Origin of the sequence: Thermogemmatispora carboxidivorans, assembly GCF_000702505.1 — a bacterium.
GTDB classification, from domain to species: domain Bacteria; phylum Chloroflexota; class Ktedonobacteria; order Ktedonobacterales; family Ktedonobacteraceae; genus Thermogemmatispora; species Thermogemmatispora carboxidivorans.
The window spans coordinates 3,253,638-3,274,856 of record NZ_JNIM01000001.1 but is presented as its reverse complement, the minus strand read 5'-3'; the positions used below and the strand labels follow the sequence as shown (position 1 = coordinate 3,274,856).

The 21,219-nt window shown below is 62.1% G+C and carries 18 protein-coding genes and 1 pseudogene; 11 read left to right on the top strand and 8 right to left on the bottom strand.

The window, feature by feature from the left end; genetic code table 11:
* Positions 1-53: 53 nt before the first annotated feature.
* Positions 54-134 (bottom strand): annotated as a pseudogene (locus N688_RS23995) (zinc-ribbon domain-containing protein); the annotation flags it as partial.
* A gap of 536 nt (positions 135-670) precedes the next feature.
* On the opposite strand from N688_RS23995, the gene N688_RS12835 reads away from it, so the two are divergent.
* From N688_RS12835 to N688_RS12790, 10 genes are all read left to right on the top strand, one after another.
* Positions 671-2,056 carry a GAF domain-containing sensor histidine kinase gene (locus N688_RS12835; RefSeq protein WP_052889644.1) on the top strand — a complete coding sequence of 462 codons (1,386 nt, stop codon included), beginning with the start codon at positions 671-673 and terminating at the stop codon, positions 2,054-2,056.
* Positions 2,031-2,666, top strand: a complete 636-nt coding sequence (locus N688_RS12830) for a response regulator (RefSeq protein WP_081838812.1) — start codon at positions 2,031-2,033, stop codon at positions 2,664-2,666. Before N688_RS12835 ends, N688_RS12830 begins: the two co-directional genes overlap by 26 nt.
* Positions 2,667-3,002: 336 nt before the next feature.
* Positions 3,003-3,881, top strand: a complete 879-nt coding sequence (locus N688_RS12825; RefSeq protein ID WP_052889643.1) for an FAD binding domain-containing protein — start codon at positions 3,003-3,005, stop codon at positions 3,879-3,881.
* A gap of 2 nt (positions 3,882-3,883) precedes the next feature.
* Positions 3,884-4,396 (top strand): (2Fe-2S)-binding protein, encoded by a 513-nt coding sequence (locus N688_RS12820; RefSeq protein ID WP_052889642.1) that lies wholly within the window; start codon positions 3,884-3,886, stop codon positions 4,394-4,396.
* Positions 4,397-4,398: 2 nt separating this feature from the next.
* Positions 4,399-6,774 carry an aerobic carbon-monoxide dehydrogenase large subunit gene (locus tag N688_RS12815; RefSeq protein ID WP_052889641.1) on the top strand — a complete coding sequence of 792 codons (2,376 nt, stop codon included), beginning with the start codon at positions 4,399-4,401 and terminating at the stop codon, positions 6,772-6,774.
* A 150-nt stretch (positions 6,775-6,924) separates the two neighbouring features.
* A complete protein-coding gene (locus N688_RS12810) occupies positions 6,925-7,887 on the top strand; it encodes an XdhC family protein (RefSeq protein ID WP_052889640.1) in 963 nt (320 codons plus the stop codon).
* Between the two features lie 9 nt (positions 7,888-7,896).
* A complete protein-coding gene (locus tag N688_RS12805; RefSeq protein ID WP_052889639.1) occupies positions 7,897-8,355 on the top strand; it encodes an SRPBCC family protein in 459 nt (152 codons plus the stop codon).
* Between the two features lie 155 nt (positions 8,356-8,510).
* A complete protein-coding gene (locus N688_RS12800) occupies positions 8,511-9,356 on the top strand; it encodes a class I SAM-dependent methyltransferase (RefSeq protein WP_052889638.1) in 846 nt (281 codons plus the stop codon).
* Positions 9,357-9,557: 201 nt separating this feature from the next.
* Positions 9,558-11,093, top strand: coding sequence for a hypothetical protein (locus tag N688_RS12795; RefSeq protein ID WP_052889637.1), 1,536 nt, complete (start codon positions 9,558-9,560; stop codon positions 11,091-11,093).
* A 70-nt stretch (positions 11,094-11,163) separates the two neighbouring features.
* The gene (locus tag N688_RS12790; protein ID WP_052889636.1) at positions 11,164-11,664 is read left to right on the top strand and encodes a hypothetical protein; all 501 of its coding nucleotides are present in this window, start codon (positions 11,164-11,166) and stop codon (positions 11,662-11,664) included.
* Between the two features lie 84 nt (positions 11,665-11,748).
* On the opposite strand, the gene N688_RS12785 is transcribed toward N688_RS12790, so the two are convergent.
* Together N688_RS12785 and N688_RS12775 are read right to left on the bottom strand one after the other, a co-directional pair.
* On the bottom strand, positions 11,749-12,417 hold the full coding sequence (locus tag N688_RS12785) for a type 1 glutamine amidotransferase domain-containing protein (RefSeq protein WP_202901916.1): 669 nt from the start codon (positions 12,415-12,417) through the stop codon (positions 11,749-11,751).
* An 855-nt stretch (positions 12,418-13,272) separates the two neighbouring features.
* Positions 13,273-15,333, bottom strand: a complete 2,061-nt coding sequence (locus N688_RS12775) for a hypothetical protein (protein ID WP_052889634.1) — start codon at positions 15,331-15,333, stop codon at positions 13,273-13,275.
* A gap of 569 nt (positions 15,334-15,902) precedes the next feature.
* On the opposite strand from N688_RS12775, the gene N688_RS12770 reads away from it, so the two are divergent.
* Positions 15,903-16,304, top strand: a complete 402-nt coding sequence (locus N688_RS12770) for a globin family protein (RefSeq protein ID WP_052889633.1) — start codon at positions 15,903-15,905, stop codon at positions 16,302-16,304.
* 87 nt (positions 16,305-16,391) lie between these two features.
* Here the strand turns inward: N688_RS12770 and N688_RS12765 are convergent, their stop codons facing one another.
* The 5 genes from N688_RS12765 to N688_RS12735 all read right to left on the bottom strand — a co-directional run bounded on the left by N688_RS12765 (position 16,392) and on the right by N688_RS12735 (position 21,186).
* Positions 16,392-17,291 carry a bifunctional 5,10-methylenetetrahydrofolate dehydrogenase/5,10-methenyltetrahydrofolate cyclohydrolase gene (locus tag N688_RS12765; RefSeq protein ID WP_052889632.1) on the bottom strand — a complete coding sequence of 300 codons (900 nt, stop codon included), beginning with the start codon at positions 17,289-17,291 and terminating at the stop codon, positions 16,392-16,394.
* Complete coding sequence (locus N688_RS12760) at positions 17,288-17,911, bottom strand: cyclodeaminase/cyclohydrolase family protein (RefSeq protein ID WP_052889631.1); 624 nt, start codon at positions 17,909-17,911, stop codon at positions 17,288-17,290. Before N688_RS12760 ends, N688_RS12765 begins: the two co-directional genes overlap by 4 nt.
* A gap of 970 nt (positions 17,912-18,881) precedes the next feature.
* Positions 18,882-19,223: an SHOCT domain-containing protein gene (locus N688_RS12745; protein WP_052889628.1), complete on the bottom strand. Its 342-nt coding sequence runs from the start codon at positions 19,221-19,223 to the stop codon at positions 18,882-18,884.
* Positions 19,224-19,624: 401 nt separating this feature from the next.
* Positions 19,625-20,338 (bottom strand): hypothetical protein, encoded by a 714-nt coding sequence (locus tag N688_RS12740; RefSeq protein WP_156025408.1) that lies wholly within the window; start codon positions 20,336-20,338, stop codon positions 19,625-19,627.
* Positions 20,339-20,691: 353 nt separating this feature from the next.
* Positions 20,692-21,186, bottom strand: coding sequence for a winged helix-turn-helix transcriptional regulator (locus N688_RS12735; RefSeq protein WP_081838809.1), 495 nt, complete (start codon positions 21,184-21,186; stop codon positions 20,692-20,694).
* Positions 21,187-21,219 lie beyond the last annotated feature (33 nt).

Genomic DNA, 21,219 nt, shown 5'->3' with positions numbered 1-21,219 from the left:
GGCCCTCCTGGTCCAGACGAGTGGGTAGGGTCGCCGGTTTCCGCGCTGAGAACAGCACCGCACATTGAGCAGAAAGCCTGCTGTCCTTGCAATGGGGCGCCGCAGTTTGGGCAGAAGCGAAAATTGGACTGCATGGTAGGAGCCTCCTGTCATATAAGGAAGGGTAAGCAAAGGTCTCTGCTAGCAAGAGAACGTTGGAGGAGAAGAATTCTCTGGGGTGAATGTGAGCAATACGGAGTGAGGACAGAAGACTGGGAAGCCTGGCCATCTCCATCGTTAATGGAGGAGCCAGGGCCGCCAGCGGCAGCATACTCGATAGCTATCTGGCCGAGCAGATTTCTGGCCGTATAGCCTACTGCCTTGAGAATCCCTGGCTCGCGCCGCCGCTCCAGCATAGCCAGAGCGCCATCGGGCAGAAGTCGGACGTAGCGGCGAGGTCATGCTTTGGCCGTCCCGGGTCCTGGCGCTCTCAAAAAGGCTGGTGCTCGTGGCTGTTGCTGACTGGCAAGCGCAGACGAGAGCCTGTGGCCCTGCTTCTCCGGGGTTGGTGAGGGAGAGGACAAAAGCAGGTGCCAGAGAGAGCTGCTATAATAATTAGAAGTCAACGATGACAGGAGAGACGTCTTTGCTCGGGCCCGGGTAGTTGCGCGTCACAGAGAAGAAGCCTGCTATGGTACAGACCAGCGATGACAGCCGGACGAACCTGATAGCCAGCCTGCAGGAGCGTGCCGAAGAGCTGGCCCAGCTCAACCGCATTGCTATTGCACTCACCTCAGAGTTCGACCTCCAGCGCCTGCTCCAGATGATCACCGATGCCGCGCGCAAGGTGACCGCTGCCGAGTACGCTGCCTTTTTTCTCATTCCTGAAGTTACCCGAGAGTCGCCGGAGCGGCGCAGCAAGAAGGGCCTCTTCCACCTGGCGGCCATCTCTGGCGAGCATGGAGTCGCAGAGCACTTTCGCCATGTCGGTCCGGTTGAGGGTGTTGGCGTGCTGCATCCCGTCTTCTGGAAAGGCACCTCAGTGCTGGTAGACGACGTCCTTGCTGACCGGCGCTACCTTGGTATTCCCCGTGGCCATATCCCCGTACGCAGCTTTCTCGGCGTCCAGCTGCGGACGCGCGAGGGGTCGATCCTGGGGGCCTTCCTCATTGGCCACACTCAGGCCAACCGCTTCAAGCCGCGCCATGTCGAGCTGATCGAGGCCCTCAGCGCGCAGGCTGCCGTTGCCATTCACAACGCCCAGCTCATTGCCCGTGAGCGTCACGCTATGGAAGAGCAGGCTGCGCGGCTCGAACGCGAGGTTCGCGAGCGCACCGCCGAGCTAGAGCGCCGTAACCAGGAGCTGACGCGGGTTGCCACTGATCTCCAGACCCTGCACCACGAGCTGACCGAGGCCCAGAAGCGCCAGATGCTGGCCGACGAGCGCAGCCGCATTGCTCAGGAGCTACACGACCGGGTCCAGCAGACCCTATTCACCATTGGTCTCAAGGCCGACTGGGCTTTAGAGCAGTTGCCGCCGGGGTCGCCATTGGAGCGTCCCCTGCGCACCATCAAGCAGCTAGCCTCGTTGGGCACGGCCCAGGTGCGCGACGCCATCTTTGCCCTCTCCTCCAGCGAGCCGCAGACGCAGGACGGTGGTCTGATCAGTCGCCTGCATACCCTCATTCACGACCTGCGCGAATCGGCGGCGGGCCTCGACATGGACCTGGTAGTCGCTGAGTGGGCCAGTGCGCCGCCGGCAGCGGTCGAGAACGCCCTCTTCAACGTGGCGCGCGAGGCTCTTTCCAACGTCCTGCGCCATGCCCAGGCGACCACTGTCGTGGTCACCGTGCAGGTCACGCGCCTACAGGCCATGCTGGTCGTTCAGGATAACGGGGTCGGCCTGGCGCCGGAGATCCTGGAGAACTACCGTCACAATCCGGCCCATCTGGGGCTGCGCGGCATGCAGCAGCGGGTGAGCGACTGTGGCGGGCAGCTCCTGCTAGTCAACGGTGAGGAAGGCGGCCTGATCGTGAAGGCGGTGATCCCCCTTGATTCGCTTGCTGATCGTCGATGATCACGAAATGGTGCGCGAGGGCCTTAAGGCCATGCTCGTCTCGGAGCCGGATTTCGAGATCGTGGGCGAAGCGGCCAATGCCGAGCAAGCCCTGGGGCTGGTCGAGCGCCTGCGTCCCGACATCATACTGCTCGATGTGCGCCTGCCGGGAGTGAGCGGCGTCGCGCTCTGCCGTCAGGTCTGCGAGCATTACCCCGAAATCGGGGTCATCATTGTCACCACCTATACCGATGAGCAGCTGGTGGCCGAATGCCTGCAGGCGGGCGCCCGTGGCTACATTGTCAAGGACATCGAGCGCTTCGATCTCAAGCGCTCGATTCGCGCCGTGGCGCGTGGTGAAGCGGCCATTGACCCCAAGGCGGCGGTGGCCGTGCTGGCCCATCTACGTCGGGCACCGGTGCGCCAGGAGCCGGGGCCGGAGCCACTGAGTGCCCAGCAACTGGTGATTCTACGCCTCATTGCGCAGGGTCTTTCCAGCCGTGAGATCGCCACCAAGCTCTACCTCAGCGAAAATACCGTCAAGAGTTACGTTCAGGAAATCCTCCACCGTCTGGGTGTCAAAAACCGCACCGAAGCTGTCATGGTGGCCGTCAAGCAGGGCTGGCTGTAGGCAGAGTGTGAGCTTTAGCTCTGCCGGGCGCTCTGCTGCAGCTTTTTGCCGAAAGCACTTCCCTCCAAAAGCAGGGGAGCAAGACCCTACATTCGGAGGTAACAGGCGCTCCCCTGCTCTGGCTATACTGGAAGCAGTGCAAACAATGAACCACGCATGCCACGCTCTGCGAAATGTGACCCGAACCGCTCTGCGCTCAGACCCAAGCCAGCGCCAGACAGGAGCGAGCAGGCCACAAAGGCCGACTGGAGCCAGGTGCATCCGGCCTGGCCTCGGGTCATGCCTCGTCCTGTCTGCTCAGTAGGCTGCCAGTGACGAAACGGAGGTGATTTCCCCTTGATTCCTGGTCCTTTTGACTATCAGGTGGCCAGCAGCGTTGCTGAGGCCATCGCCTTACTGGACCAGCACGGCGCCGATGCCAAGGTGCTCGCGGGTGGGCACAGCCTCATTCCCCTCCTGCGCTTCCGCCTCGCCTCCCCCGCCGTTCTGGTGGACATTAACCGTCTGCGTGACCTGGAGTACCTGCAAGAAGCCGATGGCACCCTGCACATTGGAGCCTTGACGCGCGAAGTCGACCTGGAGGCCTCGGACCTCATTCGCCGGCGCTATCCCATTCTGGCGGATACGGCTCGCGTCATCGCCGATCCCGTGGTGCGCAACTGGGCCACCATCGGCGGCAATCTGGCCCACGCCGATCCTGCCAACGATCACCCGGCGACTATGCTCGCCCTGGGGGCTCAGCTTGTGGCAACTGGTCCCGCCGGTCAGCGCCTCATTCCGGTCGAGCAGTTCTTCACCGACAGCAGCTTTGAAACGACGCTGCAGCCCAACGAGCTGCTGACCGAGATTCGCATCCCGGCCCCAGCAGAGCGCAGCGGTGGCGCCTATTTGAAGCTAGAGCGCAAGGTCGGTGACTACGCCATTGCCGGCGTGGCCGCCTACGTGGCCCTGGACGGGGCCGGGCAGGTCACCTACGCCGGTATTGGCCTGACCAACGTCGGCCCGACTCCCATCAAGGCCCGCGCCGCTGAGCAGCTCTTGCTTGGCAGCACCCTTGACGACGCGGTCATCGTCCAGGCCGCAAAGCAAGCCGCTGCCGAGGCCCGGCCCGTCAGCGACCTGCGCGGTCCCGCTGACTACAAGCGTGCGATGGTTGAGACATTGACCATGCGGGCGCTGCGCCAGGCGCGCAGCCGCGCAACAGGAGGCGCCTAGCCATGAGCATTCATCACATTCGCGTCACCATCAACGGCAAGCTCTACGAAGGCGACGTTGAGGCGCGTACCTTGCTAGTTCACTGGCTGCGAGACGGCCTGCGCCTCACCGGTACCCACATTGGTTGTGACACCTCCTCCTGCGGCGCCTGCACCATCCTTGTCGATGGCAAGGCGGTCAAATCCTGCACCATGCTGGCCGTGCAGGCCGACGGGCGCGAGCTGCTGACCGTCGAGGGTCTGGAGCAGAATGGCAAGCTTCACCCGCTGCAGGAAGGCTTTCACGTCGAGCATGCCCTGCAGTGCGGCTACTGCACGCCAGGCATGATGATGGCTGCCCTGGCTCTACTCAAGCGCAATCCCGATCCCAGCGAGCAAGAGATCCGCGAAGGCATCTCGGGCAATCTCTGCCGCTGCACGGGCTACGTCAATATTGTCAAGGCCATCCAGTACGCCGCGCAGAAGCTGCGCGAGCCGGAGCAGGTACCCGCCGGCAGCGGCGGCGGAGGTGAATAGCCATGACCACCACCAATGCAGGCCCACACGTCCACGGCCTGGGAGAACCCTACAAGCGTAAGGAAGACGCGCGCTTCATTCGCGGCAAGGGCAACTACGTCGACGATATCCAGCTCCCGGGCATGCTCTATGCCGACATCGTGCGCAGTCCCTATGCCCATGCCCTGATCAAGAGCATCGACATCAGCAAAGCCCTGCAGGTGCCGGGGGTCGTCGCCGTCATTACGGGCAAGGACCTGGAGGCCGCTGGCCTGGCCTGGATGCCAACGCTCTCCGGCGATACCGAGGCCGTGCTGGCCGTCGACCGCGTTCTCTACCAGATGCAGGAAGTGGCCTTTGTTGTGGCCGAGAGCCGCTACGCCGCCGCCGATGGCGCTGCCGCTGTTGAAGTCGACTACGAGCCACTGCCCGTCGTCGTCGATCCTCAGAAAGCCCTGGCGCCCGACGCTCCGCTGCTGCGCCCCGACAAGAAGGATCGCCAGCCGACCAACCAGATCTATCACTGGGAGACCGGAGACCGCGCTGCCACCGATGCCGCCTTTGCCGAGGCCGAGCAGAACGGGGTTGTTGTGCGTCAGGACATGTACGTCCCGCGTATCCATCCGGCGCCCATCGAGACCTGCGGCTGTGTGGCCGACTACAACGCCGCCACCAGCAAGCTGACCGTCTGGATGACCTCGCAGGCTCCGCATGCCCATCGCACGCTCTTCGCCATTGTCTCCGGCCTGCCTGAGCACCGCATCCGCGTCATCTCGCCCGACGTTGGTGGCGGCTTCGGCAACAAAGTCCCCATCTATCCCGGCTACGTCTGTGCTGTCGTCGCAGCCCTCAAGACGGGCAGGCCGGTCAAATGGATCGAGGACCGCACCGAAAACCTGACCAGCACCGGCTTCGCCCGCGACTACCACATTCACGCGGAGATCGCCGCTGACAAAGAGGGCACGGTGAAGGCGCTGCGGGTCTACACGCTGGCCGACCACGGCGCCTTTGATGCGGCGGCCCAGCCGACCAAGTTTCCCGCCGGCCTCTTCCACATCTGCACCGGCTCCTACGACTTCAAACAGGCCCACGTCGCTGTCGACGCCGTGCACACCAACAAAGCCCCCGGCGGCATCGCGTACCGCTGCTCCTTCCGCGTCACCGAGGCCTCTTATCTGATCGAGCGTATGATGGACACGCTGGCGCGTGAGGTGGGCAAAGATCCCGCGCAGATCCGCCTGCAGAACTTCATCAAGCCCGAAGCCTTCCCCTACCGCTCGGCCCTGGGCTGGACCTACGACAGCGGCAACTACGAGCGCGCCCTGCGCCTGGCGATGGAGAAGATCGGCTACGAGGAGCTGCGCCGCGAGCAGGCCGAGAAGCGAGCGCGCGGCGAGCTGATGGGCATTGGCATCTCCTCCTTCACGGAAATCGTCGGGGCCGGCCCCGGCAAGCACTTCGACATCGCCGGTATCCAGATGTTTGATAGCTGCGAGATTCGTGTCCATCCGACTGGCAAGGTGCTGGCCCGCATCGGCGTCCAGACGCAGGGCCAGGGTCATGAAACGACCTTTGCCCAGATCATCGCCGCCGAGCTGGGCATCTCGCCCGACGACGTCGATGTCGAGCATGGTGACACCGACACCGCCCCTTATGGTCTGGGCACCTACGCCAGCCGCAGCACGCCTGTCGGCGGCGCCGCCACTGCCGTGGCCGCGCGCAAGATCCGCGACAAGGCGCGTAAGATCGCTGCCTATTTGCTAGAGGTGGGCGAAGAAGACCTTGAATGGGAGCCGGGGCGCTTCTATGTGCGCGGCAGTCCGAGCAAAGGGAAGACCATCCAGGAGATCGCCTTTGCCGCCTACACCAACTGCCCGCCCTATCTGGAGCCGGGCCTGGAGGCCGTCAACTACTACGATCCGCCCAATCTGACCTATCCCTTTGGCAGCTACATCTGCGTCGTCGACATCGATCGAGGCACTGGTGAAGTGCACATCCGCCGCTTCCTGGCCGTCGATGACTGCGGCACCGTCATCAACCCAATGATCGTCGAGGGGCAGATCCACGGTGGCCTGACCCAGGGCTTGGCGCCGGCCCTCTACGAGCAGCTGGCCTACGATGAGGATGGTAATGTGCTCGGAAGCAACTTCCAGGACTACCTGATCCCGACGGCGATAGAGACCCCGCGTTGGGAGACGGACCGCACGGTGACACCTTCGCCGCACCATCCCATTGGGGCCAAGGGCGTGGGCGAGTCGCCGACAGTGGGCGCTCCCCAGGCCATTGCCAATGCCGTCGTTGATGCTCTGGCGCACGTTGGTGTACGCCACATTGACATTCCCATCACCCCGTGGAAGGTCTGGGCCATTCTCAAAGAGAAAGGGCTTGCCACGGCTTAGCGTGGCCCTCAGCAACCCAACCAGGTGGATGATGGCAGCGCCAGACCGGAGGCCGGGGCCAGGCGCAGGCAGGCAGACAGATAGACAGGCGCTGCTTGCCGCCTGGCGCAACCGGTCGCCGGTGCTGGCTGCCTGTTGGAGGGAAACGGTATGCCTGAGAATATGCTCAAGCTGGCCCAGCGTCTGGAGCAGGCGCGCAAGCCCTTTGTCCTGGCGACCGTGGTCTGGTGCGAACGGCCCACCTCGGCCAAGCCAGGGGCGCGGGCTTTGATCCAGGCCGATGGCAGCGTTAGCGGCTGGATCGGTGGCAGCTGCGCCCAGCCGGTGGTCGTGCGCGAGGCCCTGCGCCTCCTCCACGAAGGGGGCGATCCCTATCTCCTGCGCCTGGGCGCGCCGGAGGCTGGTCTCGCGCGCACTGGCCCTGGTGTGCGCGTCTTCCCCATGACCTGTAGCAGCGGAGGAATTCTAGATATCTACATGGAACCACATCTACCACCGCCGCATCTCTTCCTGATTGGGGCCTCGCCAGTTGTGGCGGCCCTTGCGCGCCTGGCTCCTGTTCTCGACTTTGCCGTTGTCCAGATCGGCGAGGACGGCCTGCCCGGCATGCAGCCCGACGAGCGCAGCGCTATCCTGGTAGCCACGCATGGCGAATACGACGAAGAGGCTGTGGCCCGGGCTTTGCACAGCCCTGCCTGGTATGTCGGTATGGTTGGCAGCCGCCGGCGGGCCGAGGCCTGTCGCCAGTACCTGCGTGAGGCTGGCCTGGAGGAGGAGGTCATTGCGCGCTTGCATGCCCCCGCTGGTCTTGATGTGGGGGCGGTCACGCCTGAAGAGATTGCGGCCAGTATCCTGGCCGAGCTGGTTCAGGTGCGCCGGCGCCAATCCGCCCAGGTGCCAGCCACAGCCGCGTCGCCCCCCGCTGTGGCGCCGGCACCTGCGACCGCTATTGATCCGGTCTGTGGTATGATAGTAGAAGTAGCCGCTGCCAGGCGGCGCAGCACCTATCAAGGGCAAGACTTCTATTTTTGTTGCCCCGCCTGCAAGCGGCTCTTTGAAAGCGATCCGCAGCGCTATCTTGCGCCCAAGGCACACGCAACACACGAAAGGTGACAGGTCGCTATGGATTTCTCTGGTTCGCAGACCATCGCTGCCCCGATCGATAAGGTCTGGGCCTTCCTGCTGGATGTCGACAAAGTCGCTGAATGCGCCCCCGGCTTTCAGAGCCTCGAAGTGCTCGGAGAGGAGCATTGGAAGGCCGTGGTCAGCGTCGGTATCGGGGCGGTGAAGGCCAGGTTTACGCTGGATGTCACGCGGCCCGAAATGCATGAGCCGGATCACATGGTAGTGAAGGCGCGAGGGAAGGCGCCGGGGAGCGCCGTGGAACTCTCGGGCGATATGCACCTGACGGCGGTCGATAGCACCCAAACCCGCATGGATTGGGAGGCAAAGGTCATTGTGAGTGGGACGATCGCCAGCGTGGGGGCGCGCCTCCTGCAGGGCACTGCCGAGAAGCTGACTGGCCAGTTCTTCTCGTGCTTGAAGACCAAGTTAGAGCCTGCTGCTGGCGGAACAGCCTAGGGCGAGCCGAGCGGAGCAGAAGCTAGCCTCTGTCCTGCCCTCTCTATAGCCTCCTGCCTGCCCGTCTGTCTGCCCGCTGACCTACTGTCTCAGCGCAGGGAGGCGGGCAGGATCAGGCCGACGGAGGATAGAGCCACAAAGGAGCCGTGAAGCCTATGGAAAGCGCGCTTGAACGCTGGTACGCTCTTCACGATGCGCGTGCGCAGCAGATGGAGGCGATCTATGCCCGCCTGGGGCGCTCCAGTGCCCAATTCTGGGACCGGCGCGCGCGCTTTTACCATCGCAGCACGCGCGAGCGCGGAGTGCGCGATCCTTTCTTTCTGCGCATTCGTCAGGAGCTGGAGCCGACGCTCACCGTGCTCGATGTAGGAGCCGGAACAGGCCGCTTCGCGCTGGCTGCCGCGCCTCTGGTGCAGACCGTCTACGCAGTCGAGCCGAACGCGGCCATGTTGGGCTACCTGCGTCAGGAGGCGGCGGAGAGAGCAGTGAACAACATTGTGACGATCCAGTCGACCTGGGAGGCGGCTCCGGCTGAGCTGCAGGCTGACATCGTCCTCTGTAGCCATGTGCTCTATCCGATTCGCGAGGTCGTTCCTTTTGTCGAGAAGCTGCGCGCCGCCGCCCGACGAACCTGCTATATCTATATGCGGGCCACCCACCTTGATGAGTTTACAGCTCCGGTCTGGCGCCACTTTCATGGAAGGGAGCTGGCTCGCTCGCCGGCCTATATCCACCTGCTGGATGTCCTCTTTGAGATGGGCATCTACGCCAATGTGGAGATTGTCAGAACACCTCTTTCGCTGCGCTACCCCTCCCTCGATGAGGCCGTGGACGAGCTGCTAGAGCAGCTGCTCCTGCCCGATGATGAGGCAACACGTCGCGAGCTACATGCCTTCCTGGAGGGCTGGCTGGTGCCTGACGGGGGCGAACTGGCGGTGCCCGGCAAGGAGGTAGTCAGCGCCATTGTCTGGTTTCCGGGGACCAGCAACCCCGACAGCTAGCGTTTCCTCGCTTACCCGCTTTGTTGATCAGTCTACCTCCTGGCCTATCAGGCCGGGGTGTTCTTCCATTGCTATTGCGACGACTCAGCCCGGCTAGCAACCAGGCTACTCGCTAGCCGGGCTAGCTGGCTTGCCTCTTGTCGCTCTCTTCTCAATGTGCTACTATCCTGGCAGATTGTCCATGAGGAGCTGAGCGTCTGCATGCAAGAATCCGAATGTTCTGAGCGCACCGCCGCTGCTCCGCAGGCCCAGGAGACGGTTGCCGAAGTCCCTGCCAGCGCCAGCGATCGTAGCCAACAGCCTGAAGGGGGCCAGGAGGCTACGGGGGCCAGCGGGGCAGCCCCTGGCGCCGATGCGCAGCCGCAGCGTCAGGAGAAAACTGGACCTGACTGGCTGGCGGTGGAAGTGCTCACGGTGGTGGGCCTGCTCTTTGCAATTATTGCCCGTTTAAATGTGCAGCCTTCGACGGCGCTGGTGCCTGTGGCGGCGTTGGCTGCTCCCGGCTGTGGGCTGCTCGTGACAGCCATCCGTAAGCTGCGCACACTGCAGCGTCCCGGCTTGCTGGAGGCAGCTCTGTCCGGCGCCATTCTGGCTCTCTGCCATCTGGGCGCCGCCCTGACCTATCCCTCTGTGCTGTCGACGCTCCTGACCCAGGCTGAGCTGCGCCTGGCCTTTTTGAGTACCTGGGGACTGGTGATCATCTTTGCGCTGGCGCTGAGTGTCGTCGGGGCTGCACTCGGCCATTTGGCCTTCGCCCCGTTACGGCCACTACCGGCCCGCTCGCAGTCTCCTACGAAGGAGCGGCGAAGCCAGGTCTTTGCTCAGACTGAGGAAGAAGAGTCCTCAGAGGAGGAAGAAGAAGCGGCTTCCGAAGAGGCGGCACTGGCGGTTTCGCTCAGAACTGACCAGGGCAAAAGAGATGCGCCAGCCCAGGAGATGGCGAGCGCTGCCTCTGAGAAGACTGAGGCTGCGGCTCAAATCATCAACGAGGAAAGCAGGGGGGACGAAGCAGAGGGAGAGCAGGAGGAAGAGGCAGAGGAGACCACGGAAGCTGGCGAGACGATGGCGGATTCAAGGCCGGCACGCCGTTCGTTGCTGAGCTATGCGATCGCCGTTCTGTTCCTGGCGCTGCTGCCGACAGTGGTGGGCTACCTCTTCGCGGCGGCCTACGATGCCATGTTTGTGCTCTATCAGTTTGCGCCCGGCCCCTTTCCGACGCTGCGCCTGTTATCGGCGCTCTTGCCCTGGCAGGTGCCTATTCATATCGATCTGAGCCGGCCCGACGCCGCCCTGATTATTTTCTCACTCTTGTGGCGTATTCCGCTCTTCCTCGGGAATGGGACCATGTTCGATGTCCTGGCCCTGGAACCAGTGGTCTTGAATGGCGCCGCCCTGGCCTTGCTCCTCCTGACCACCTACGGTCAAGAGACGCCTGCTATCGCCCCTGCCTCCGGAGGAGAGCCAGGGCGGCCAGGCTGGCCATCATACCTGCTCTTGGCGGCCTTGCTGGGTCTGGCGCTGGTGCTGGCCCCTGATCTCTGGGTGTTTCAGGGCCTGGCTGGCCTACTGCAGATCCCTCATGCCGATATCGCACTGCCGCTGCGGACGCTGCGCGTACTCGATCCGCTGACCTTCAGCCTGAATCTCGTGACGGGGCCGTTGCTGTCTCTGCTTCTGGCCCTGGCTTTGCGCTGGCAGTATGAGCGTGCGCGTGCCAGCCGGACAGGCCGGTCGTAACGCTGGTCTTCGCTCCGCCGGGCTTGCGCAATTGGCCGGCGATGACTCTCATTGATGAGTATGTATACTTATGAATGATCCACGCATTCTTGTTGTCTTTGGCCTCTTCTTTGTGGCCCTGGGGGGGTATAACCTGGTGGTTGGGCGTCGCCGCTTGCGGGCCCAGCCGGGGATGCGGCCCTTTCAGCAGGTTAATATTCTTACGGGCAGCGAGTACCTGCTGCTGGCGCTGGTCTTCTTTATCAGTGCTCTGGCCAGGACAACGCTGCTGCCCTCCTCGGTAACGCCCTACTTGTTCGGAGCCTCTTTTGCCTTACTCATCATCTCCCTGGTGCTGGCTGTGATGGTCGTACGCATGGCCACGCGAGGTCGGCCTGCGCCCCGTCAGAGTGCGGACGGAGCTGCCTCGGCAGCCAGCACCGACCAGGGGGGGCGCAACGGTCAGGCGTTGGAGGTAATTGAGAGCGATCCTGAGCTGGAAGCGGCCCGACGCCGGGAACGCCGTCGGCGCCGTCTGGAGCATCGGCGCAGGATGGCCGAGCAGCGCCGTCGACGAGCAGGTAAAGCCTAGCTGCGACGGGGAGGAACGACGGCGGAGAAAAGGGCGCGCCAGCCCGCTCAAGGGAAGAGCTGGGCGCCCCCTGGAGCCTCCAGCCTAGCTCAGGGCCTCGATCACAGCGCGCGCGATGCTGGCGCTCGACTGCGGGTTCTGGCCCGTGATCAGCCGCCCATCGCGCTCGACGTGGTCGGACCAATTGGGGCGGGTCACGAAATTGGCTCCCAACTCGCGCAGGCGCGTCTCCAGCAGGAAGGGCATAAACTTATCCAGCCCGGTGGCGCGCTCCTCCTCGTCGGTGAAGGCCGTGATGGTCTTACCCGCCACCAGCGGCTGACCATCATCCCGCCGCGCGCCAACCAGGCCCGCTGGACCGTGGCAGACAGCGGCGATGACCTTGCCCTGGCGCTCGAAGTCGCCAAGCAGGCGGTGCAGAGTCGTATCTTCGGCCAGATCGAACATCACGCCATGCCCGCCAGGCAGGAAGATGGCGTCGTAATCGGCGGCGTTCAGGCCGGTAAGAGGCCGCGTGTTCTCTAGCTGGGCCCGGGCCTCGGCGTACTTCTGGGCCTCTTCTTCCTTGGGTTCGCTACGCGGGTCAACGGGCACGCTGCCACCGCGCGGGCTGGCGACTGTGATCTGCCAGCCTTGCTCTTTAAAAGCCTGATAGGGAACTGCGAATTCCTCAAACCAGATCCCCGTCTGGTGCTCGGCGTCAATGCGATCGTGACCAGTCACTACCATCAGAATACGACGCGGTTGAGCCACAGGGAACTCACTCCTTCCTTTCTTCTGGTCTCGGCTAGTAAGGCAAGCTGTGCTCTGCACAGAGAGAGATGCATCTTACCACGATTGAGCGGCGCCCATTTGCTGGAAACGCTGCGTCTCCTCTTCAGTGCTTTGGCGGGCCGCTCCGCTGACATTCTATATCGCGGTCCGGCTATAAAGCAAATAGTCTTTTTGGGGATATGTATCAATAAATTGATGGTTGGCCTGGAGTGGTACCGCAGCTTTATTGCCGTCTCCCACGCCGGCGCTCTCTCCGGGGCAGCAGGACCCTCTTGGGTAAATACCTCTTTTGCCGCTCATGCTGTTCGCTTCGAGGATCTCAGTGCCCGGGTTTTCATGCAGCGATGCTCGAATGGCTCCCCGGGCTGCACCAAGGCCATAGTGGTTGGCATCATGACCGCATAAAAGCGGTCACTGATGACCGTTTTTTTTGGGATGCTCGAAAAGGCTTGACTGAGACCGCCTGCGATGCTACCCTAGGGAGGGTACTGTCAGAATGCGAGAGAAGCCCGCTCTGGGATTGAAACCATCCAGCAATTCCGCGTGTAATCGAAGAACGCCAAGTCAGAATGGGAGAGAAGCCCGCTCTGGGATTGAAACATATTCTCGAAAATAATTTCGAGTTATCTTCCAACCACAAAAGTCAGAATGGGAGAGAAGCCCGCTCTGGGATTGAAACATATTCTCGAAAATAATTTCGAGTTATCTTCCAACCACAAAAGTCAGAATGGGAGAGAAGCCCGCTCTGGGATTGAAACTCATGACACAACTCCCTGACTCCTCTTCCTCGCTGTTCGTCAGAATGGGAGAGAAGCCCGCTCTGGGATTGAAACGCTAAAGACCTTCCAGGTCAAGTTGCATCTCCGCCAGGCCCTCCTGAGCGACATAGCGGACCGTCAGGCCGCTGATACGACAGGTCAGGCTCTGGCCGCTACCCGTAGGCGCCAGGCTATCGGTCAGTGTCACGGCATCGAAAAGCTGTAGCGCTGGATTCAGCGGCACAGTGATGCGGTGGCGGCTGGCGGCGCGTTGCTCCTGAGCCAGCAAGAAGGCCGCCTTCTGAGCGCATTGGCTGGTCGTGGTCAGCTTGTGGTCAATGTGATAGCGCAGGCGCTCGCAGCCCACCTGCTGCACATGGAGATCGTCGTAGGCCTCAGCGGTCGTCAAGGCTTGAGGCGAACCACTGGCCGGTGGCTTGCCACTGACGATGATATGATTGGCGCGCTCGTCGCTGCTGCCGATACTGAGCAGCTCAATCTCTGGCTGGTAGGACCAGACAGGGGCCTCGCTGCTGCTCAGCTCACGGAAGCGCAGAACCTCATCCTGATCAAGGAAGTAGACCAGACCGTACGTATTGCACAGCTCGTCGAGGGCCGCGCGGTAAGGCTGGCCTGCCTGGATGACAAAAGAGGGAATAGTCTGGCTCAGCTGGTCGGTAGCGGGAAGAGCGATGGCAAAGAGACCAGCGCGGGCGCAGACCTCGCTAATCAGAAAGGCCAGCGTCTGGCCATTGTAGCTGTTCTGGTAGCGGGCGAGCAGATCAAGCTGGCGCGTGCGATCGTTGGCGACGAGCAAGAGGCGATGCTCCTGGGGAGAGCGCAGAAAATGGAGCTGACTCAGGACATAGCTGCCAGTCTTGATCTGTGTCGGAGAAGGCGGCGTACCGGCGTAGTAGCCCTCACTCAGAGTCAGCGTGGCCCCCAGGCCGAGCGGACGGTAGCTACCGGCCCTGCTGACCAGGCTATTATAGCTGCCATCGCTGTTGTCCAGCAGTACCTCTAAGCGGGCGGGACGGCCTGGGCGCTCCAGGCGCCGATAGGCCAGCACAGCAGGAGAGAGGTCGAGAGCCTGCTGTGGGTTAGTGCTCTGGAAGAGGGGGGCGCTGGCGATCGTTGGCATCGTCAGGACGTAGGAGCGCGGACCTGCGTTTCCACTGGCGGGACTGGCGACGGGCAACACGACGGCCCCGTAGCTACAGGACAGCATATGCAGAATAGTCCCATTTGACCAGTGAACCAGGTCCAGCGACTGGCGCAGCCGTGGGTAGCTATAAACAGAACCGGTCAGATTCCCGCTGTCGGCTTCAACGCAGCTTAGCGTGTAGAGGCCATCCGCGAAGGAGAGACGCGGAGCCAGGCGCATAATGGCGGTAGTTGTAGCCGGCGCGATCGCTACGCCAGAACTCCACTGCCCATTAGCGGCGTTAAAGGTGCAGGTGCTCAGCGAGTAATTATCCGAGTAAATCAGCGTGTAGAGGGAGCCAGAGCAGGCGCTGGCCAGTCCGCCACCGGCTCCCAACGGCGGCAGCGACCAGCTCTGCAGATTGGACCAGCCACTGCCGTTGAAAAAGGAGCAGCCGATAGCTTCGCCACCAGCGACATCGTAAAGAAAAAAGACATCGTTGGTGCCAGCGCAGGCAATACCTTTGATCAAGGCGTTGCTCGGCGGGGAAAGCACAGTTGTCGGGCCGCTCCAGCTCAGGCCATTGTTGGTGGAAGTCCAGACCCAGAGCTGGTTGCCGCCACTGCCACGCTGAGCAAAAGCCCGCAGCAGACCCCCACAGTTGGCAACAGCGCAACTGCCATCCTGATTCATCACGCCAGCGGCGCCCGGGAGCGTCACCCAGGCACTGGTAGCCCACTGGCTGGCCTGAGCAGGATCGCTGATGCGTTGAACCTGGAAAGTCCCCGTAAGAAAGGAGCTGGAGCGCGCCAGACGGACGCGCACGATGCTGCCATCGCTGGCGAGACAGGCGTCATGCCAGCTCTCAGGGGTCCCCGGCGTCTGGTAAGGAGCGTAGTGGAGGACATGATCGGCCACGTTGAGAGTCAAGACCGGGCGGCGCGTAAGGCTGTTGAGAGCGGCGCTCAGGGGATTGGGAAGAGTACGAACCATGAGGGGAATCTCCTGCTTGGTGGGGGAGTCGCTGGCCTGGGCCTGCTACTGAGGAGAAGAAAGGAGCAGGACAACAAGCACAGGGGATAGGGGAGGAAGACGCTGCTTCACCCGGCGCGGGGGACGCGCCCCAACCTCCTTTTGTCAGTAGTAGTATAGCTGAGTGACAGCGCGAAAGCAAGATGTCCCGCCTTCCAGGCGGGACATCTTCATATAGACATCAGTCTATATAGTTACCATGCGCGGTTGGTGCTAATGGAGAGGAGCGAGCTGCTCTGATCCAGGCGAGGCCACAGGAAACTGTGCACAATGCACAAATATTTGAAGTCATAATTAGCTATTCTACTCATTTACGGGGGAAATAGAAAATGATACTGTATAACCAGAGAAAAGAACTGGGCATAATTAACAATAGCGTCCAGCCAGGCGGCTGATGCAGGGCAGGGCAGCGAATGAGATCGGCGAGCAAGGGCGCCAGCGATCTGGGGCTGTCTGATCCTGTTGCCGTGCGAGAGGTGAAGGAAGAACGGATAGCGAGAGAGACAAGAAAGGAAGAGAGGCGACGCGCCATGAATGCGCCCTTGCTCAAAGAAAGCTTTGGGTTAATTGCCCCCCAGAAAGAAGCTTTCGCGCGCCAGTTCTACGAACGTCTTTTCGCGACCTATCCGCAAACGCGCCCGCTCTTTGCCAATACCGACATGCGGCGTCAGGAAGGTGCCCTCATGGCTACACTCGCCGCCGTGGTTGCTGGTGTTGAGCGTGGGGAGAACCTTGGGCCGGTGCTACACAAGCTGGGTGAGCGTCATTATCGCTATGGCGTGCAACCGGAGCACTATCCCCTGGTTGGGCAAGCCCTGATTGCCACCTTTGTCGACTTTCTTGGGCCGCGTTTCACGCCGGCCATGCAAGATGCCTGGGTGCAGGCTTTTGAGGTCATCAGCTCCCAGATGATTGCTGCTGGTGAACCATAGCACGTTGCGTGGGGGGGCATCGCACCGCTTATTTGCCCTCCTGGGTGCGAATGCCCCTCCCTCCCCCCACCTCGTTGGATCTTTCTCCTAAGACTGAGGTACAGAGAGATCTGGCGCCTCTTCCGCCAGCCCGCTGGCGTTGGCCAGCCAGGCAGCGCGGACGCACTGCTTGAGCAGCATCACATTCGTCAACGGGCCAACGCCGCCCGGCGTTGGCGTGATGGCGGCAGCCACCTCGCGCACCGCCTCAAAGTCCACATCGCCCACGATCCCCCCTTCTGGCAGGGCATTGATCCCGACATCGATGACCACCGCTCCCGGGCGCACCATCTCGGCGGTCACCAGGCGGGGGCGTCCGACAGCGGCGATCAGCACATCGGCCTGGCGTGTCAGCGTGGTCAGATCGCGCGTGCGCGAATGGCAGACGCTGACCGTAGCGTTGCGCTGGAGTAGCATCAAGGCCAGTGGCTTCCCAACCACATTGCTGCGTCCCAGTATCACCACGCGCTTGCCTGCTAGCGGTATCCGATAGCGATCGAGAATCTCTATGACGGCGGCGGCGGTCGATGGCAGGAAGCTAGGGAGGCCCAGGAAGAGATTGCCGGCGCTACCTGGACTGATGCCATCGATATCTTTCGCTGGTGCCACTGTATCGGCGACCATCTTCTGCGAGAGATGGGCGGGCAAAGGCATCTGCACGATAATGCCGTGGGTACGCTGGTCCTCATTGAGCTGGAGCAGCAGGGCGCGCAGCTCGTCAGCACTCGTCAGGGCTGGTAACTCCTCTAAATAGGCCTGCACGCCGATCTCTCCGGCGATGCGCAGGATAGCCTTGGTATAAACTCCCGAGGCAGCGTCGCCGCCCACGCGCACAATCACCAGACCGGGCGCGTATCCTTGCTGCTCACGGAAGCGAGCGACCTCGTCCCGCAGCTCTCCCCGAATCTCGCTGCTGAGGGCGCGCCCGTCGAGAATCGTTGCGCTCACAAGGCTCCTCCTACCAGGCGAACCACGTCGGCATGGCCTGTCTCCACTTGCTGCAGGGCCGTCTCCAGGCGCCCTTGCAGCTGCTCGACCAACTGCTGGTTTCTGAGCGAGCGCAGATTGACGCGCACCATCCAGGCCGCGCCCTGGGCCGCGCTCACCACCAGAGCAGCCCCGGCAGCGATGTCGCTGCGCACATTCTTGTTGCCGATCTGAGCCAGGCGCACGCAGAAGCGCATCAGCTCCGCCGCCCGCTCGGCGACCTCCAGGGGTACCAGGGCCGCCTCATGGAGGCGTACCTGAATGACGCGGCTGCGAGCCTCGCTCTCTTCGGCGTTTCCCTTGGGAAGCCGAAAACTCATGGCCAGTCGCTCGTAGGCGTCGCTATCCTCTTGTATGAGTTGCTGGAATCGCTCGCGCAATTCCTCTGTCTTCTGTAGAATCTCTTCGATCTCATCCTGTACGTCGGCGTAACCACTCTTGCCAATGGTGAGTCGAGTGACCATGCTGGCAAGGGCCGCACCCATCGCTCCACTCAGCGCCGCAGCGGAGCCGCCCCCGGGTGTTGGTTGTGAGGAAGAGAGGTCATTGAGATACTCTCGTAAGGATTGATCTAGATACATGTACATATCCTTGCAAAGAGCAGTAGCTGTTGGCTGTCTGCAGTATCCCAGAGGGACAGGCGTTTTGTGGGACATTATAGCACAGAACTATTGATGCTGCGCGTGTTCTCGTGCCTGCTGGTGCGGGCGGGCCGCAGGCCGGGCCTGGAAGCTTGAAGATGAGCGAGACCGACCTTGAGCCGCCGTTTGGGCATCGACGTGGCTCAGGGTGCGCCTCCAGCCCAGAGATTTGTACCCTTTGCCGCTCGCCGTTTCTACGAAGACCACGGCCTCCTCAAAGGGCTGCAGGGCCTGCGTTAACTCCTCTGCCGACTCGTGCCAGACCAAGCGCTACGTCGTCGGCTTGCTCTCCTGGCCCGGCCTGCCATTGCTCGTCGAGCTGGATCGTACGCAGGCCACCAAAAACGCCGCTCGGCGCGGACCAGAGATCTCGACAGAGCTGCTTCAGCTGCTCCACAGCGTAGAGCTGGTCGCTTACCAGGTGCCGGCTGGAGCGACTCCCGAACCGATGGCCTCCGGTGTGGCGGTGCAGCTCATAGGCAAGCTTCCCGCCAGTCATGGCCGGGTCGTCGTGTATCGTCAGGTCCAGCAGGTAACCAACAAGAGGGCGGGAAAGCTTCCCACAATGATGAGGCTGCCAGGCAAGAGATAGGAGACCTAACAAGCCGACAGGTATTCGGCGCGGTCTCAGGGCAGGCATCCTGCAGGAGTTGCCAGATGGGGTGCCCTGGGACCCTGCCAGTGATGCAGCAAAGCTGCTGCACCCAAATAAAAGCGCTCCGTACGAGCCGCCAGCCTGTCCGTGATCAGACAGGCGGACGCTTCGCACGGAGCCCAGCTACTTTCTCTCATCGCAGGGAAGAAGAGGAATGGGCCAGCGAGCTCGCTGACCGTTGTCTTTCTTTCTTCCCTTCCTTGCTGGCCCTTGTCACAAAGCAGGCCGCTTTCTATCGAGGCGGCATCAGCCGTATCAGTAGCCGCTCAGAATGCGCTGCTTCTCGGCCTCAAACTCGGCCTCTGTCAGAGCGCCCGAGGCCCGCAGCCGCTCCAGCAGCTGCAGCTGAGCCAGACGGGCATCCGTTGAGGTACCAGGATTCTGGGCCGGTGCCTGATAGGGCGGATAGCCATAATAGCCCTGCTGATAGTATGGCGGGTAGCCCTGATACGACTGGTTACGTCCCTGCCAGCGACCGAGCATATAGCCCAGGCCGCCCGCTAGCAAGTCGCCGAACAGCCCTCCGCCAAAGCCAAAGCCGAAGGGGAAGAAGACGGGGCCACCCCAGCCCCAACCATGATGGTGATGATGATGCATACGGTTCACCTTCCTCGCTGTGTAAGCTTCTCTTGCCTTCCTTTTCGTTCTCCCCCGCTCTCTAGAGCACGCGCGCCAGCCGTTCGCTCTGGCGCTCTCCTGTGTGCTCCCACCGACCAGCTAGAGGACCGGCAGGCAGATCAGGAGGCAGTCAGGCAGCTCCAGACTCGCTCGGGGCTATCGCTGGCGCCCGGCGTTCCGCTGCCATCCCCTCCTCTCTCTGGCTCACGTAAGTCATCTGCCTGCCGGCTTTTTTCTCTCCTCCACTCAAGAGATACGCACGAGAAGTCCGCGGGTTAAATGCTCTTCAGCCGGCGCCTTGCCCCCGGCGGCCAGCCGCCCGCGCTTACTTACTCCTCGTGCTGGCTCCCCGTTGGGCAGCTCTCTCTTCCACTCCCAACCTATGAAACACCGTCGCCCGACCATCTATTTCTTCGGTGCGGGCAGAGCAGCAAGCGCGTTGCACCGGCTGCTAGCTGCTGGCCGTATAGATAGCGTAGCCGCGGAGGAGTTCCCGCCGATAGCTGCGGTAGGTAGGGGAGCCGCTCTTCAGCAAAGCCTGCAGCCGGAGGTCCTGGGGCGAGTTGACGGGGAAGACATAGGCTGGCTGGCTGGCTGGCCCGAGAGCCCTGAACCCAGTAGGGCTGATAGCGATTGAGACCTCGCTGCAACCCACTATCAAGCATCGCGCAGATGAGGTGTTCATTGCTCTGAAAGACAATGCGATTACAGTCCCAGTAATCGCTGTAGAGGTAGGTCGTGCCCTGGGCCAGCAGATGATCGATCAATGCCTGCTGCTGTTTATTGATAGTGGCTACTCCTGGGGCCTGCCAGAGCAAAGTGACTATACCTATCAACCAGGCTAGCAGAGGCAGCGCCAGGGTGAGACGGGTCGCTAGGCCCCTCACGATCTGCCCCCAGGCTGCTGAGTGTATCGATGACAGAGCCAGAGCCGGGCGACCTGGACGGCTGGCACCTTGCCAGAGCGGTGCCAACAGGCTGGGCAGGCTCATCAGCAAACCAACCAGATACCGTGAAGAAGCCCAGGGAGTGAGGGCTGCCGCTTGAAAGAGCGTGTAGAGGAAGAGCGTGCTTCCTGAGCTGACCAGTACCAACAGCTGCCCGGCCTGCTTTAGCGGAATGCGAGGCTGATCTGGACCCTCCCCGGCTTTGGTCCGCCAGCAGGCATAGCCCCACAGCAGTAGATAACCCAGTGACCACAGCCCGTGAAACGTGGTGCAAAGCAAGACATGGGAATCGCTCTGTCCTGTCAAAGGCCAGCTCTGGCTGACCCCCAGCGTACAGAGGGTATTGCCGCCTGTGGCCAGGGGCAGGCTCACGAGCAAGGAGCAGGCGAGCTGAGTCAGCGGCGAGGGAGTGACCGTCGGCTGAGCACTGGTCGAAGCAGTCTTGGCTCCCGGAGGAACAGAAGAGCGACGGATAGGCGAAGCAGGAAGGGCCTGTCGGTTCAGTTCTGGGCTTCTTCCTTCGTCTCAGCGAGTCTATCGCTCTCGCCGCGGAGAGTAGCGGGGTTGGGCCTACCGACGAGACCGGAGAGAGCTGAGTCAGACGGTTGGGGAGAGCAGAGTGTACCGCAGGAAGCTGGCGGCAAAGGATCAGTCAGATTCTTATGGGCGAACTCCTCGATGGCGGCAATTATCTGGCCGAACTCCTGACCTCTGGCCGTCAGATGATACTCAACACGTGGTGGGATCTCCAGAAAGGCACGCCGCTCGACAAAGCCCACCTCCTCTAACAGGCGGAGGCGCTGAGTCAACGTGCGCGAGCTGATATGATCCAGCAGCTCTAGCAGCTCGCTGAAGCGCCGTGGCCCGGGCAGCAGATTGATGACGATCAGCAAGATGCAGACATCACCGACCAGGCGAATAGCGCGCCCCATTGGCGTTGTGGCGTTACAGGCTTCCGGCTTCGCCGCCGGCTGTTCTCCCTCAGCTCTCTTCATGACCCCTAGTATATCATGTCTGGGAACAGGAAA